The sequence below is a fragment of the uncultured Acidaminococcus sp. genome (genome assembly GCA_900538365.1).
Lineage (GTDB): Bacteria > Bacillota > Negativicutes > Acidaminococcales > Acidaminococcaceae > Acidaminococcus.
This window is the reverse complement of the sequence record UPXT01000003.1, coordinates 59,476-75,001: the sequence shown is the minus strand read 5'-3', so window position 1 is coordinate 75,001 and position 15,526 is coordinate 59,476. Positions and strand designations below refer to the sequence as shown.

At 48.1% G+C, this 15,526-nt stretch carries 12 protein-coding genes; 5 read left to right on the top strand and 7 right to left on the bottom strand.

Annotation, left to right across the window (positions count from 1 at the left end; all coding sequences use genetic code 11):
- Window positions 1–19 precede the first annotated feature (19 nt).
- From rimO to QZQ08_RS01225, 5 genes are read left to right on the top strand one after another with little or no spacing between them, the layout of a single operon-like run.
- A complete protein-coding gene (gene rimO / locus QZQ08_RS01245; protein WP_296326780.1) occupies window positions 20–1,348 on the top strand; it encodes a 30S ribosomal protein S12 methylthiotransferase RimO in 1,329 nt (442 codons plus the stop codon).
- Window positions 1,349–1,355: 7 nt separating this feature from the next.
- A complete protein-coding gene (locus QZQ08_RS01240; RefSeq protein WP_296326778.1) occupies window positions 1,356–2,597 on the top strand; it encodes a competence/damage-inducible protein A in 1,242 nt (413 codons plus the stop codon).
- A gap of 31 nt (window positions 2,598–2,628) precedes the next feature.
- Window positions 2,629–4,227, top strand: a complete 1,599-nt coding sequence (locus tag QZQ08_RS01235) for a DEAD/DEAH box helicase (RefSeq protein WP_296326776.1) — start codon at window positions 2,629–2,631, stop codon at window positions 4,225–4,227.
- A gap of 5 nt (window positions 4,228–4,232) precedes the next feature.
- The gene (gene hflX / locus QZQ08_RS01230; protein ID WP_296326774.1) at window positions 4,233–6,050 is read left to right on the top strand and encodes a GTPase HflX; all 1,818 of its coding nucleotides are present in this window, start codon (window positions 4,233–4,235) and stop codon (window positions 6,048–6,050) included.
- A gap of 3 nt (window positions 6,051–6,053) precedes the next feature.
- Window positions 6,054–7,289 (top strand): methionine gamma-lyase family protein, encoded by a 1,236-nt coding sequence (locus QZQ08_RS01225; protein ID WP_296326772.1) that lies wholly within the window; start codon window positions 6,054–6,056, stop codon window positions 7,287–7,289.
- Window positions 7,290–7,985: 696 nt separating this feature from the next.
- Here the strand turns inward: QZQ08_RS01225 and lexA are convergent.
- The 7 genes from lexA to QZQ08_RS01190 all read right to left on the bottom strand — a co-directional run bounded on the left by lexA (window position 7,986) and on the right by QZQ08_RS01190 (window position 15,519).
- On the bottom strand, window positions 7,986–8,630 hold the full coding sequence (gene lexA / locus QZQ08_RS01220) for a transcriptional repressor LexA (RefSeq protein ID WP_296326770.1): 645 nt from the start codon (window positions 8,628–8,630) through the stop codon (window positions 7,986–7,988).
- 455 nt (window positions 8,631–9,085) lie between these two features.
- Window positions 9,086–10,216, bottom strand: coding sequence for a hypothetical protein (locus QZQ08_RS01215; RefSeq protein WP_296326768.1), 1,131 nt, complete (start codon window positions 10,214–10,216; stop codon window positions 9,086–9,088).
- Between the two features lie 16 nt (window positions 10,217–10,232).
- A complete protein-coding gene (locus QZQ08_RS01210; RefSeq protein WP_296326766.1) occupies window positions 10,233–11,510 on the bottom strand; it encodes an amidohydrolase in 1,278 nt (425 codons plus the stop codon).
- Window positions 11,511–11,533: 23 nt separating this feature from the next.
- Window positions 11,534–12,340, bottom strand: coding sequence for an S-methyl-5'-thioinosine phosphorylase (locus QZQ08_RS01205; RefSeq protein WP_296326764.1), 807 nt, complete (start codon window positions 12,338–12,340; stop codon window positions 11,534–11,536).
- A 5-nt stretch (window positions 12,341–12,345) separates the two neighbouring features.
- Complete coding sequence (locus QZQ08_RS01200; protein ID WP_296326762.1) at window positions 12,346–13,014, bottom strand: HAD hydrolase-like protein; 669 nt, start codon at window positions 13,012–13,014, stop codon at window positions 12,346–12,348.
- Between the two features lie 170 nt (window positions 13,015–13,184).
- Window positions 13,185–14,342 (bottom strand): M20/M25/M40 family metallo-hydrolase, encoded by a 1,158-nt coding sequence (locus tag QZQ08_RS01195; protein WP_296326760.1) that lies wholly within the window; start codon window positions 14,340–14,342, stop codon window positions 13,185–13,187.
- 16 nt (window positions 14,343–14,358) lie between these two features.
- Window positions 14,359–15,519, bottom strand: coding sequence for a hypothetical protein (locus tag QZQ08_RS01190; protein WP_296359890.1), 1,161 nt, complete (start codon window positions 15,517–15,519; stop codon window positions 14,359–14,361).
- Window positions 15,520–15,526: the final 7 nt, after the last annotated feature.

Here is a 15,526-nt window from a genome sequence, read left to right as displayed (position 1 = left end):
ATCAAGAGAGGAGTCCAAGTTGAAAATCGGAGTTGTAAGCCTAGGATGCCCTAAGAACCTCGTTGATTCCGAGGTCATGATGGGGCTTATCCGTGACCGTAAATGGGAACTGACCAATGATCCGTCCCATGCCGACATCATTATCGTCAATACCTGTGGTTTCATTGAAAGTGCCAAAACAGAATCCATCAACACCATCCTGCAGATGGCAGAATATAAGAAAACAGATCCCCATCGTAAACTTATTATGACGGGTTGTTTGGGCCAGCGTTACGCCCACGAACTTTTTGAAGAGATGCCCGAAGTGGATGCTATTATTGGGACGGAATGTTATGATGCCATTGGGTCTGTCATTGACCGCGTGGAAAATGGGGAGCGCTTTGTGCTGCTTGAAGCCCCTAAGCAATATTCCCAGCCTAAGAGCCGTGTTCTTTCCACTCCGCAATATACCGCTTATGTGAAGATTGCCGAAGGCTGCAGCAATTGCTGCTCCTATTGTGCCATTCCGAAGATACGGGGACCTTACCGCAGCCGTCCCTATGAGGAAATTGTAGAAGAAGTAAGGAACTTGGTCCAGCATGGTACGCGGGAGGTCATCCTGGTTGCCCAAGATACGACGCAGTACGGGATCGATCTGTACCACAAACTGCGCCTTTCCGAACTCTTGCGGGACCTGAATGAAATCCCTGCCTTGAAATGGATTCGCATCCTTTACTGCTATCCTGAATCCTTTTCTGATGAACTCATTGAGACAATGGCCCAATGTGAGAAGGTTTGCCACTATGTTGACCTGCCGCTGCAGCATGCCAGCAATTCTCTTTTAAAGACCATGCGCCGCAGGGATACACGGGAACAGGTTCAAACGCTCCTTTTTAAGCTCCGCAAAAAGATGCCTGATATCTGCCTGCGGACTACTTTCATTGTTGGCTTTCCGGGAGAAACGGAAGCGCAATTCGAGGAACTCCTTGACTTTGCACAAAAAGAACGTTTCCAATGCGCAGGTGTCTTTACTTACTCCCAGGAAGAGGGAACCGAGGCGGGTTCCATGAAAAACCAAATTGATGAAGCCACCAAACAGGAACGCTATCATCGCTTGATGACGCTGCAAGCCAAAATTTCAGAGGAAATCCAGCAGGAACGGGAAGGCAAGGTCCTGACGGTTCTTGTTGAGGGTCATGATGAAGAAAACCCGGACCTTGCTGTAGCGCGGTCCTATGCTGAAGCCCCTGATATTGACGGTAAAATCTTCATTGAAGGTGCCAAGGGAATTCCTGTAGGGGCTTTTGTCAAGGTCCAGATCGATCAAGGCTTTACATATGAGGCGGTTTCTCACCTCGTAAAGGAGTGAATGTCCTGTGGACGTAGAAATCATCAGTACAGGAACGGAGCTTTTGTTGGGAGATATCCTCAATACAAGTTTCCAGCTCCTGTCAAGAACCCTGAACGACGCCGGTTTCAGTGTCCTTTATCAGTCAACGGTGGGGGATAATCCTAAGCGCCTTTTAGCAGCCCTTTCTATTGCGCAAACGCGTGCCCAGATCATTATCCTCACGGGCGGCTTAGGGCCAACAAGAGGTGATATCACGGCTCAGACCGTGGCCGATTTTCTTGGCCGGCCCCTTGTGCTGAGTGAGGAATGGCTGAAAAAAATGGAGGCTTATTTTGGCTCTCGTGGGCTTACCATGAGCCCTAATAACAGAAAACAGGCCTATGTACCGGAAGGCGCAGTCATTCTCAATAATGATGTGGGAACAGCACCGGGCATGGCCGTTGAAACGAATGATGGCAAGGTTTTTATCCTGCTTCCAGGACCGCCGGAAGAAACTAAGTTTGTCCTTGAGACCGAGATGATGCCTTACCTTCGCCGGAAATTTCAGAGCCAAGGAATCATCCATTCCCGCATCCTCCATCTAAAAGGGTTGACCGAATCCATGACGGCCGAAAAACTTGATGATATCATCATGGCGCAGACCAACCCAACAGTGGCTCTGTATGCGCGCCGCGGTGAAATCCTCGTACGGCTTACAGCGAAAGCTGCAAGCCTGGAAGGATGCATGACACTCATTCACAAAGAAGAAGCCAAAATCCGTGCAAAAGTGGGGGACTATATTTACGGAACGGACTACGAAACCTTGGGAGAAGCACTGGGAAAGCTGCTGCGAGCAAAAAAAATGACCATCGCTTTTGCAGAATCCTGCACGGGCGGACTCGCCTCAAGCCTTATGACCGACGTGCCGGGAAGTTCCCAATACTTGATTGGATCCGTCGTTTCCTACACCAACCAGGTCAAACATGAGGTCCTGGGTGTTCCTCAGGAAACGCTTGATACGTATACGGCGGTATCCAAGGAAACGGCGATTGCCATGGCTGAAGGGGTTCGCCGCTTGATGCGCTCCGATATCGGTGTCAGTATTACAGGGATTGCAGGTCCTACGGGCGGTACACCGGATAAACCAGTAGGACTTGTTTATGAAGCCTGTGCAACAAAGCATGGCACGGTTGTACAGGAACTTCGCTATCGGGCTTCCCGCACGACAGTCAAACTCCGTGCGGCAATGAACGCCATGGCTCTTGCCATGGATGAAGCTAAAAAATAAATCGTGCCAAACAAGTATGTTAGGAGAACCTATGACAGAACCAACAATTACGACCTTTGAAGACCTGAACCTTGACAAAAAGATTCTCACAGCCCTAAAAGATATGGGCTTTGAGGAACCGTCACCCATCCAAAAAGGGGCCATTCCGCTTGCCTTGGAAGGGGATGATATCATCGGACAGGCTCAAACCGGTACGGGCAAGACAGCGGCCTTTGGCATTCCCATCATCCAATCCATTGATGAAAAGAATCGCTATGTCCAAGCCCTGGTCATGTCCCCAACAAGGGAACTATGCATCCAGGTGGCGGAAGAAATCAGCAAAATTGGCCGGCTGAAACGTGTCCATGTCCTGCCTGTATATGGAGGACAGCCGATTGAACGTCAGATTCGGAGCCTGAAACATGGCATCCAGGTCGTTATTGGGACCCCGGGCCGTCTTTTGGATCATCTGCGTCGCGGCACCATCAGTTTGGACCATATCCACTTCCTTGTCCTTGATGAGGCTGATGAGATGCTTGACATGGGGTTCATTGAAGACATTGAGGCCATCATCAAGCAAGTTCCACCAGAACGGCAGACCATGCTTTTTTCAGCGACGATGCCCCGTCCAATCTTGAGCATCAGCAAAAAGTACATGCGGACGCCAAAAGTGGTCGCCATCCACAAGGAAATTGTGACGGCGCCAACCATTGATCAATATTATTATGAAACGCGCGATAAAGTGGATGGCCTGTGCCGAATCCTTGATACGACAGATGACTGCAAGATGATCATTTTCTGCCGCACAAAAAAAGGCGTAGATGAGCTCGTCATTGCCCTTGCTACCCGCGGATATGAGGCAGAAGGCCTTCACGGGGACCTGAGCCAGACGCAGCGTGATCGAGTCATGAAGAAATTCCGTCAAAATCAAGTTGATATCCTCGTCGCGACAGATGTAGCCGCCCGCGGTATTGATATTGACAACATCACCCACGTGGTGAATTTCGATGTTCCCCAGGATCCGGAAAGCTACGTCCATCGCATTGGCCGTACTGGACGCGCTGGCAACACCGGGGTTGCCTTGACCTTTATCACACCCCGTGAGTTCCGTCAGTTAAAACTCATTGAACGGAGCGTAAAAACGAAAATCATCCGCGGCCAGCTTCCGACTGATGCCAACGTCCTTGAAAAGCAGCGGGAGCAGATCATTTCCAAAATGCAGAGCATCCTTGAGCAAAACCAATATCATGATTATCTGCCTATCGCTGAAGCCCTGGAAAATGATTATGACATTCACGATATTGCAGCGGCCGCCATCAAGTTCATGCAGGAAGGCAATAAAGCCTTGGAAGAACCCCAGGCTGTGGATGCGCTGCCTGAAGCCCTTGCCAACACGGGGGCCCGCCCTGGCATGGTTAGACTGTTTGTCAACATCGGCCGCAGTGCCAAAGTCACGGTACGGGACATTATCCAAAGCATTGCCATCGAAGCCGAGATTCCAGCGAAATCGATTGGGCGCATCAGCATCTATGACAAATTCAGTTTTGTTGAAGTTCCTGCTGACTCAGCAGAAAAAGTCATGGCCGTTATGCACAAAAACACCATTCGCGGATTCCGCGTCAACATGGAGCCCGCTAAAGCACGGAGATAAGCACCATGGATAACATCGTCTACGGAAAGACGGAGGGAATTAAAAATCGGGTCTTGGAGCAGCTTCAATCGCTCTACGACCTTCATCTTGATCAGGGCCAGCTCATTTCGGAGGAACTGGCCCTCCTTCTACGTGATATTTCGGGAGCTATTGGACGCGAAGTCTCTGTGTATGTGGACCGCAAAGGGACAATTTCCAGCGTTTGTGTTGGCAACGATCATGCTGTTTCCCTTCAGGATATAGGAAGCCGGCGTTCTCTGTGGCGTCTGTCAGGAATCACCGCGATCCATACCCATCCGTCCGGCACACCGCGCCTAAGTGGGGTGGATATCTCCGCACTTAAAAATTTGCGCCTTGACGGCATGGCAGCCCTTGCTTGGAAAGACGCGGAGGCTATGCCCTTTCTTTCCTTAGGCCTGATTACAGACCTTACTGATGCTGGGGTGCCGCTTACCGAGGAATTTGGTCCTTATTCTGCCAAAGAAGCGGCCCGTATCCCTTATGGAACTCTGTTGCAGACGATTGAACGAATTTTAGGTAAAAAGACGCGCAGCGAGAAAACGGGAAAAGAAGCAGAACGAGCTATGCTGGTTTCGCTTCATTGGGGAGATGACCGATCTCGCTATTGTGTTGAAGATTCCGTTGAAGAACTGGCGCAGCTAGCCGAAACAGCAGGTGCTGTTGTCGCGGCTAAATTTGTCCAGTCCCGTTCCAAGCCCGATCCAGTTTATTTTATCGGCAAGGGAAAAGTTGAGGAAATGGCCCTTTTTGCTCAACAGGAAGATATTGACCTTTGCCTTGTCGACGATGACCTTTCCCCGGCCCAGCAACGCAATTTGGAACAAGCGTTAGGCGTCCGGATCATTGACCGGACGGGCCTTATCCTTGACATCTTTGCCAAGCGGGCGCGAACCAGTGAAGGCAAACTCCAAGTCGAACTGGCTCAACTGCAGTACCTTCTGCCTCGCATCATGGGGCAGGGCGCCAGTTTGTCCCGCTTGGGCGGCGGCATCGGAACAAGGGGCCCTGGGGAAACCAAACTTGAAGTGGATCGGCGGCGGATCCGTGACCGCATCGGATTCTTGGAATCCCAGATTGAAAAGATGAAAGGCGCGCGCCGGACGCAGCAGAGAGCTCGGGAAAAAAATAGAATCAAACAGGTCTGTCTTGTGGGCTATACGAACGCAGGTAAATCTTCTCTGCTAAATGCCCTTACCCATTCTGAAATCTATGCAGAAGACCAGCTTTTTGCAACGCTTGATCCAACAACGCGGCAACTCAGCCTGCCCAATAAAGAAACCTGTACTGTGACTGATACGGTCGGCTTCATCCAGCGCCTGCCGCATCAATTGGTGGCTGCCTTTCGTTCTACTTTGGAAGTCGTAAAGGGCGCAGATCTCCTGCTCCATGTGATCGATGTGAGCCATGAACTTCACGAGAAACAAGAAGAAGCGGTCCTCGGCGTCTTAAAGGAACTTGGTGTGACAGATACACCAATCCTGACCGTCTATAACAAGATTGATAAGCTGCCTGACCATGAGGGGCTCAAAAAGCGACTCGATCAGGAAGCTTCCCTTGCAATTTCTGTCCGCTCTGGGGAAGGGATCCCGACCCTTATTGAAAAGATTGCAAGTCTTCTCAATGAAGGAAAGACGGAAGTGACCCTGCTGATTCCGTATACAGAAACAAAGCTTTCCGCTCAGCTTCACGAAAAGGCGACGGTCCTATCCGAAAGTTACGAGGAAAAGGGGACCCTTATGAAAGTCCGTTTGGATAAACATGATTTGAAGCACTATGCCCTTTATCTACAGGAGGAATCATAAAACATGATCAATTGGGATGAAATCGAAGAGAAAGCCTTGCTTGAGGTTCAGAAGACGAGCTTTGTCCACGAAAAGGCTGCTCTTCTCAACACGCGCAAGGTCCTCAAAGCGTTTCGCAATCATCAGGTAGCCGATTATTACCTGAAACCAAGTACAGGCTACGCCTATTCCGATACGGGTAGGGATGAACTGGATGGAATCTATGCGGAACTCTTCGGTACGGAAGCAGCCCTTGTAAGAAGCCAATTTGTCTCTGGGACCCATGCCCTTGCCGTTGCTTTACTGGGTGTCCTAAAACCTGGAGATGAGCTGATTGCTGCCACGGGAGAACCCTATGACACGATGCAGACCATTATTGGTTCCCCCATCAAGACACCGGGCTCTTTGGTCGATCAAGGCGTTGTTTACCACGAAATCCCTATGATTGCCGACCATCCCAATATTGACGCCATTGTGGCCGCAATCACAGACAAGACCCGAATGGTCCATGTGCAGCGTTCCTGCGGGTACAGCAGCGTCCGCAAGACACTGACAGTCAATGAAATCGGGGAAATATTCAGTGCAGTCAAACAGGTTAAGCCGGATATCATCTGCTTTGTTGATAACTGCTACGGCGAATTTATCGAGGATAAGGAACCTACCCAAGTCGGTGCTGACCTAATGGCTGGTTCCCTCATCAAGAACCTGGGCGGCGGCATGGCTCCGACCGGCGGTTATATCGTGGGACGCAAGGATCTTGTCGAACTAGCTTCCTATCGTCTCACGGCGCCGGGACTAGGAGGAGAAATGGGGGCAACACTCGGGGATACTGCCCGTGAATTTTATGAAGGTCTATTTTTTGCTCCCCATGTGGTCCTTCAAGCCATCAAGACTTCTATCTTTGCAGCTTCCGTATTTCAGAATCTCGGATTCGAAGTGTCCCCGCTGCCGGAAGAACGCCGCAGCGACATCATCCAAACGATTACCCTTAAAACCAAGGAAAATCTCTGCCGGTTTTGTGAAGCCATTCAGGCCAGTTCTCCCATTGATGCCCATGTAACGCCTGTACCCAGTCATTTGCCCGGCTATCAGGATGAAGTTATCATGGCTGCTGGCACCTTTGTCCAAGGCGCTTCCATCGAACTGAGTGCGGATGCCCCTGTGCGCGAACCCTTCACGGTATATCTTCAAGGAGGCCTGACCTTTGAGCATGGCCGCATTGCCATTATGGAAGCGGCAAAAAAGATCATGGATAAATGACCGCACGGCGGCAATCTATCTGAAAAATTGTGAAAAATGAAAAATAGGAGAGGGGAGGGATAATAAAATCCCTCCCCTCTCCTATTTTGATTGTTTACCTACGATGAATCTGCTGCAGATAGACTCAACGCCATGTCCTCTCAGGCGGGCTTCAGTTATGGAATCAAAGGGAATCCTTCCGGCACAGCAAAAAGCAATCCAGACGGCCTGATGATCAACCATTTGCTGAATCGTTATGCTCCCATATTTCTCGCTTAAGGCGTTTTAGAGAATTGTCAGTATCCGTTTATTATAAAAAGGATAAAAAAACATAAAATGAAACTTTGAACATTTTAGAACAACGATTTCTCCATTTAGGAAACCATGAAGACATCATCTTCGTGAATGGGAACATGTTATAAAGAAATGGCCAGCAGTTTTTTTGGAAAAGAAAAATAAAAAAGAGTTGATTGAAAGAAAAAACAGCGTCCATTTACTCGAAATAAAAGCAAAAAGTGAAACACGAATTAACTCTTCAGTTGAAAAATATAATTGTCTCCATATCTTACATTAGAGACGATTTTACAATGACACGCATATGCTTAATCGTAAAAATGATAAAAGCCCTTAAAACGCAAATTTGAGCATTTTAAGGGCATACAACCATTTTTAACAGGGAAGCTATCCTTTTATCTGTCATCAAATGAGAGAAAATCATCAAAGAACACGGAAAACACCTACAACAACACCAGTAATCTTAATGTTGTCCGTTCCAACGATGGGTGAATAAGCGCTATTTTCCGGAACCAAACGAATCTGTTTGAGTTCACGGAAATACCGTTTAATCGTCGTTTCTTCTCCGTTTAAGAGCGCAACCACGATATCACCATTTTGGGCATAATCCTGACGGCGCACGAAGACATAGTCCCTGTCCAGGATTCCAGCATCCTTCATACTGTCGCCTTCAACCACCATCATGAAGACATCGTCCTTGGTCCCAAGAAGCTCTGTTGGAATGGGATACATATCCTCAATATGTTCATCCGCAAGGATGGGATCGCCAGCATGAACGGCTCCAACAAGGGGCACGCCAACAACTTCCTTCTTGCGCCACGCTTCATCAGAAACAAGACCATATGTACGGGGTTTATCTGTATCCCAGTTCAAAAAGCCTAAACTTGCAAGTTTTTTCATATTGTTGTGGACACTGGCACTGGAAGCTAGGCCAACCCCCTTGCCAATTTCCCGAACGGATGGGGGATAATTATTTTCAGTAATATAATTACGAATAAATTCAAGAATCATTTCCTGACGGTCCGTAAGGCCGTTAGCATGTATCGAATTTGCTTTAGGTCTGCCCATAAGAAAGCCTCCCATACAAGGTATTTTAAAGGAACACACTATATGTAGTAGTATATCAAGAGTTCAGACAATAGTCAAACGTACGTTTAGTAAAAGAAGAGAAAATACGAATAAGATAAAGAAAATAAAAGAAAAACGAACAACGGAACGCAAAAACGAAAATGATGGCAGATTGGGAAAAAGTAATAAACTATCGATCTGTAAGATGGGATACCAAAACCAAGGTGCAGCTAACATAAGGAAAATACGCAGACGGGAATGTGAGCAAAAATGAATGGATGAGTGCACTCAAGTGAGAGTCAAAGGCGTAGTCAATGGAAGATAACTCAAAGCCATCTTACAGTCAAAATTTTACGTCCTATAATATATATTATGTAAAATTGACAAAGAAGACCAGCAGTAAAATAATCCCGGAAGGCCTCATTAGCTAAGGCGTTCCGGGATTGCAACCGTCCTTAAGCAGACTTCTTTTCTTGAGCAAGAAGCGCAAATGACTGCACGGCTCGTTTAAATGCGCTGAGCTTCAGGTCATAGTTGATGGTATCATCCGTTTGAAAATGGATAATATAACCTTCACCTTGTGGATTTAAAAGATATGCATTGAGCAGGAAGACTTTCTTTAAGTCTTCATTATCGGTCGACTGGGAAAGACTGCCGCGAAGGTCACCGACGATGATGGGTTCATGATGAAGAATGGTAATATTGGGTGTATAGCTTGTAATCTTTTCGATGAAGTTCTTCTCGGCTCCATCAATGGTCGCCTTGGTTGCAGACCCTAATTCCTTGAAACTGTCATCACTGAGTTTCCGGATCATCATGGAATCCGTGTGGACACTGCTCAAACTGCGTCCAAAAAGGACATTATCGGCTCGCAGCGTGTAGATACGCCACCCACTGGGAATCTCCATCCGGAATCCAAGGTTCGTAACGGTTAGGATATTTTCATCCGTGTAACGGACCTTCTTCAGATCTAGATCCTTGGTTATCGCTTTTAAGGCTTCCTTGCCAGCTTCTTCATTGGCCTGTGTTGTACGGACCGTTACCACGCACAAATCATTTTTCTGCGTTTGGTATGCCCGTCCTATGATAAAGGGCCTTCTTGTCTTTTCTGGATCTTTGGGAAGACTGCGAAAATCATAACAGCCTTCACGAATTCCTTTTTTTGAGAGGACGGAAGGATTTTCCTTTTTCCCATGGAGTTTTTCACGCAGAAGAGCTGCTTTATCGGTTGTCTCTTCAGCGGCCTTATCGTCCATATCTACAATCGTATTATCCTGATCATCTTGGATCTTTTTGAGGAATTTCGTAAGTTCCCGTTTTTGTTCTCCTGAGTATTGCTTCATGGGAACAGAAATAAAACTGGGCAGCGTATAAAGATCTGCACTGACAAGAAAGTCTTCCCCTACCTTAAAACGAACACCTGTTGTTGTATGGTACAACTCCGTGCTGCCTGGAGGAATGGTCATGGTAAAGCCGCCGCTTTTGGGCGTATAGCGCTGCGGAGCGGCTGCCATTGCAGGATGCTGGATATGTAGTCCGAGGATGGTAAGGGCTGCCGTAAAGATTGCAGCAATCCGTTTTTTCACTTTTCTCCCCTCCCCTTTAGGACTTCGAAAGCCGCTCAGCACTGCGCTGAGCTTCGGCACAAACTTTTTCGTAATCAAGGGTCAGATACTCGCCATTTTCATAAAGCAGTTTCCCATCGACAAATACATGGCTGACACTGTGGGAACTGGCGGCATTGCACAAAAGGGAATAACGGTCATTGCGGGGGAACCATTCCGGTTCTTTCAGATCATAAAGGACAAGATCTGCTTTGTATCCTGTCGTGACAGCACCCACATCATCAAAGCCTATGGCCTTGGCGCCTTCGACGGTTCCGCACTTGACCGCGGTTTCAGCGGGCACGCTCCTAGGATTATCATCTTTGATTTTGGCCAGCATGGAAGCTAGACGTACTTCTTCAAGCATGTCAAGGTTGTTGTTGCTTGATGCCCCATCCGTTCCAAGACCTAGGACAATGCCCTTTTGGATCATTTGGCCTATGGGCGCAATTCCGCTTGCCAGTTTGAGGTTGCTCTGCGGATTGGAGGCAACGCGTACATGGTGTTTCCTTAGGATTTCCAGATCCTTTTCATCCACATGGACGCAATGTGCGGCCAGGGTTCCCATCTCAAATAAGCCCAATTCTTCCATCAAGGCAATGGGCGATTTGCCATGGGCCTTGAGGCAGTCTGCCACCTCCCCTTTCGTTTCCGCAAGATGCATGTGGATCTCGGCCCCTTTCCGGGCCGCCTCTTTTACAATGCTGCGAATATAGTCCGGGGAACATGTATATGGCGCATGGGGGCCGTACATCACATGGATTCGGTCATTTTCGGTACCGTTCCACGTATCAAATAGGGCTGAATTTTCATCGAGACGAGCTTTTCCATCGTCTGCGGAAGATCCGGTAAGGCCCCTTGATAATGCGGCACGAATCCCAGATGAAGCCACGGCTCGGGCCGTGTCATCCATAAAAAAGTACATATCAGCAAATGCAGTCGTGCCTGTTCGAATCATTTCCGCTATACCAAGGAGACTGCCCCAATACACCTCATTTCCCGTGAGATGATTCTCCATTGGCCAGATTTTGTTCTGCAGCCAGTCCATAAGGACCATATCATCGGCATAACTGCGAAAAAGGGTCATGGCGACATGTGTATGGGCGTTTACTAGCCCCGGCGCAAGAAGATGATCCCGGCCATCGATGACGAGGCTGCCTGTAATCGGTTCCTGACCAATATAGGCAATACGTCCATCCTTTAAACCAACTTGATAGGACTTTCCGTCATTTCGATCCAAGATCTCAGCGCCTTGAATCACGGTATCGTAATGCATCAGTTCCTTATATCCTCTTTTCTTTAGATTTTATCAATAGGAAAATTGCCCACGGCATGAGCCGCTTCCCGGCAGTGACAGGACGCCAAGGGCTTTTCTTCATCAGTCAGGAAAGCAAGGATGATATGGGCAATGGTCTTGGCATTTTCATCCATCATGGCAACAACTTCCTCATGGGATAGGGCCGTCCAAGAAAGCCCGGACCCCATATTTGTCACAAGGCTGCAGTTGGCATAGCAAATCTCAGCTTCCCTTGCAAGGATAGCTTCCGGCATTTGGGTCATACCCGCTACATCGCCGCCCATAAGCCCATACATCCGAACCTCGGCAGCAGTTTCATAGCGTGGTCCTTCTGTAGCTACATAGCAGCCAGCTTTGCTGTGCCGTACGCCAAGTCTTGTTAGGATACCGTTGAGTCGCTCCCGCAGGACTGGACAATAGGGAAAGCTGAAGTCAACATGGCAGACCGGCATGGTACCACCGTCAAAAAAGGTATGCTCGCGTGATTTTGTAAAATCAAGGATTTGACTCGTATTGACGAAAGTCCCCGGAATCAAGCCGCGATTCAGGGATCCCACAGCGGTAAAAGATAGGATCTCCGTTACACCCAGCTTCTTTAACGCATAGATATTGGCACGATATGGAATGCGATGCGGCGGCAGGCTGTGACCCTTACCATGACGAGCAATGAAATAAACAGCTGTCTCCTCGATCTTGCCTTCGAATCCTTCCGCCGTCCCAAATGGGGTTTCCACCGTAATGGGGGAAAGCGTTCCAAATAAGGAAGTATCTTCGACACCTGTACCCCCAATGATTCCAATTTTACGCATGTCGTTCACCTCTTGTGATTTAAACTTTCAATGATAGGGAGAAGTTCTGGTAAAGATGCAATCGTATAATTCGGTTCAATTTCTTGCTGGAAACGTAGGGAATCAAAGCAGGACCACCCGACTTTGACTGAAGCGCAGCATCCAGCCCGCATCCCGCTCAATAAGTCATAAGGACTGTCCCCGACACAAAGGCATTCCTCTCCGGAAAGGCCCAGCTTTTTCAAAGCAAGAAGACTGGGTTCTGGATCTGGCTTATGACGTGATGTATCCCGTACGCCAATCACGCCTTCTATATAGGGAGAAAGACCCAGACAGCGCAGTCCCCGCTCACAAGTCTCATTGGTCTTGCTTGTCACAATGATGGAGCGGATTCCCTTTTCCTTCAGGCGCTGACAGCCAGACAAAACAGAAGGAAAAGGACGGATCATTTCATCATGAACGGAAAGCTGATACGTCCGATAATAAGTAAGCAGCTCGTCAAGAAGGGATTTATCGCCACCGCTTAGCTGCAGCATGGCCTGTGGCATTGGAAGACCAAAAGTCGTCAAGATTTCATCATCAGGCGGGACCTTTCCATAAAAATGAGAAAAGGTTTGATGGAAACAATGAAGGATAAGGGGCGTTGTATTGGCAAGGGTTCCATCAAAATCAAATAAGATTCCTGAAATGGTCATGAATGGCTCCTTTTGTGTATCGCTTACGTTTCAACTGATAACATCTCATTTTACCATAATTTCCCTTTGAATAAAATGAGATCGTCTCAAAGAGTGTGAAAAGATAGGAACATCTTTACGTCAATTTCGGAGAAAAACCCCCTTGGTCAACTGACGAAGAGAGGGTTTGGTTAAAAAAGATGAAGCAAAGCAGCAGCAAGTTCCGTTCGTTCATAAAGGGAACTGACCAGAGCTTTTTCTTCATCCGTATGGGCGCCGCTGCCAACGACACCCATTCCGCAGAGGGTCGGTATCCCCAGACTTGCGGCAAGGCCCGCATCAGATAACCCGCCTACTTGAATGCCCTTGATTGGACCTATGGAACAAAGGGCTGCCGCTTCCTGCAGCTTAAGGAACAAGGCTTTCCCTCCTTCTTTTAGGTCCATGGCAGGGATTAGATGGGTCAGATCAAGATTCGCCGAAGTATCGGGAATGGTTTGATTTACGGTGGCCTCCTTTAGGTTCTCCTTGATTTCCTGGGCTAGGCTTTCTGTGCGGTAGCGGACTCCTATACGGAGCGTACATTCTCCAGGAATTGTATTTTCTCCAATGCCACCGGAGATGGCTCCGCAATTGATCAATTTCCCGCGGGGGATATCATTTTGGCTTTCCAGATAAAGAATCTTATGAGCTGCTTCCAATATGGCAGACCGTCCTTTTTCCGGACTCGTACCAGAGTGGGCGGCACGGCCATGAACATGGATGGATACGGGACCGCCGCCATAGCGAGAGAGAACGACCTGGCTATTTTCGGCGCAAGGTTCAAAGTTTAAAAAGGCTCTTGCGCCTGTAATTTCCCTGCGCAGCACGGCTTTTGCATTCGAGTGCATATGAAGGGTTTCTTCATCTGTTACAAAAACAAACTTGATCGGATGCGTGACAAGGGACAGTGCGTTAAGGGCTTTAACCGCATAGAGACTTACAACAAGTCCGCCCTTCATATCTAGGACGCCCGGTCCATGGGCATACCCTTCGTCGTCAACGAAAAAAGGATGGGTCGATGCTTTTCCTGCTGGAAAAACGGTATCTATATGACCGGAGAGTATAATGGATCCCTCCCCTTCCCTTTTTCTTGCTTCTGCAATAAGAAGGTCCGGGGCGCCAGAGATTTGTTGAAGCCGTACGGTAAATCCCATGGCGGCCAATTCTCCCTCAAGAATTCGTCTGACCGCCTCAACCCCACTTGGCTGTTGGGGCCCGCTTTCAGTTTCTACAAGTTTTTTCCACAGAAATAGCATTTCCTTTTTATGAGCATGTAGGTACGCAATCAGTTTTTCATGGACTTCCATCGGCGAAGATTCCTCCTTATAATAGCGTGACAACAACCCCGGCAAGCAGAACAGATGTGATAGTTACGGTAACAAAACCAGCGACAAGCATTTTTGGAAGAAGGTAATGCAGCAGCGCCGCACGTTCCTCCTCATTTCTTCCCATAGCAGTGGAAACTTCCTGTGAGACAAGCATTGTTGTAGGAAACCCAAAGGTGCAGGTCACACCAAGACTGACACAAAGAGAAAAGGGAAGGGAAAACAACCTATTCGTCAAAAGGCCCGCCGTAAAAAGCCCTAAAACGCCTAATAGGGCCGTTGCTGCAAGCGGTGGAAGGACGGAAAGCACATCCTGCGGGGTTGTCCGGCTAAAGGATGAAAAAATCACGAGGGTAACGAAAAAGAGGATGAGGCCGCTTGACTGTGTTTTTTGAAGGATGCCTTTTTCCAAGAATCCCAGCGCGTAAAAAAGGGTTCCAAAGAGAAGACACATAACGAGATAATGAACCGCCCCTCCAGTGAGTTTTGAGGCATAATAAGCAAGGGAAGCAACAAAAGATAATTTAGCAAGATGTACGGATGGACGATCCAAAAGACTGGGAAGACGGAGAGGCTTATTGGCCTTTTCTGCTTTCCCTTCTGACGCATAGCGTTTCACGAAATTCCTGTCATCCCTGAGATTTTTTGCCAAATGGCGCAGCATCAGGGAAGCAATGGGGATTCCGAAGAACTTTTGGGAGACGAGAAGGACAATACAGAAGGTGCCTACTGTCTCGATCCCTTTTTCTTGTACAGCATCAAGGATAATAAGCATGGCCGCATTCCCCCCGGCAAAAATAGGAGATCCGGCAATGGCAAGTGTTCCGTTCATGAAAAATGGACCTAAAAAAATGATGAAAATGACGGCCATCGTGACAGAAATTACACTGACAGCTGCCACCTGCCACTGACGTCGAAGTTCAGCGAAATCAATGGTTGTACCCAAGGAGACAAGAAGCATTCCCACAGTCAGTATTCCAATACCTGGAATATGGGCCAGTTGAATGATATCCTTAGGTAAGAGCTTGGACCAAAAGCCAATGGTTAGGATTACAGAAATACCCAGAACAGTCGACAGAACTGCTTTGGAACGAAGGGCTATGATTTCGCTCAAAGCGTAAATAAAAAATAAAATCGTTATAGCAAGGATGCCAGGCATAATCACA

Excerpts from the sequence above, each read along its gene's own strand:
- QZQ08_RS01235 (WP_296326776.1), top strand. The coding sequence starts at position 2,629 with ATGACAGAACCAACAATTACGACCTTTGAAGACCTGAACCTTGACAAA.
- hflX (WP_296326774.1), top strand. The coding sequence starts at position 4,233 with ATGGATAACATCGTCTACGGAAAGACGGAGGGAATTAAAAATCGGGTC.
- QZQ08_RS01225 (WP_296326772.1), top strand. The coding sequence starts at position 6,054 with ATGATCAATTGGGATGAAATCGAAGAGAAAGCCTTGCTTGAGGTTCAG.
- lexA (WP_296326770.1), bottom strand. The coding sequence starts at position 8,630 with ATGGGCAGACCTAAAGCAAATTCGATACATGCTAACGGCCTTACGGAC.
- QZQ08_RS01210 (WP_296326766.1), bottom strand. The coding sequence starts at position 11,510 with ATGCATTACGATACCGTGATTCAAGGCGCTGAGATCTTGGATCGAAAT.
- QZQ08_RS01205 (WP_296326764.1), bottom strand. The coding sequence starts at position 12,340 with ATGCGTAAAATTGGAATCATTGGGGGTACAGGTGTCGAAGATACTTCC.
- QZQ08_RS01200 (WP_296326762.1), bottom strand. The coding sequence starts at position 13,014 with ATGACCATTTCAGGAATCTTATTTGATTTTGATGGAACCCTTGCCAAT.
- QZQ08_RS01195 (WP_296326760.1), bottom strand. The coding sequence starts at position 14,342 with ATGGAAGTCCATGAAAAACTGATTGCGTACCTACATGCTCATAAAAAG.
- QZQ08_RS01190 (WP_296359890.1), bottom strand. The coding sequence starts at position 15,519 with ATGCCTGGCATCCTTGCTATAACGATTTTATTTTTTATTTACGCTTTG.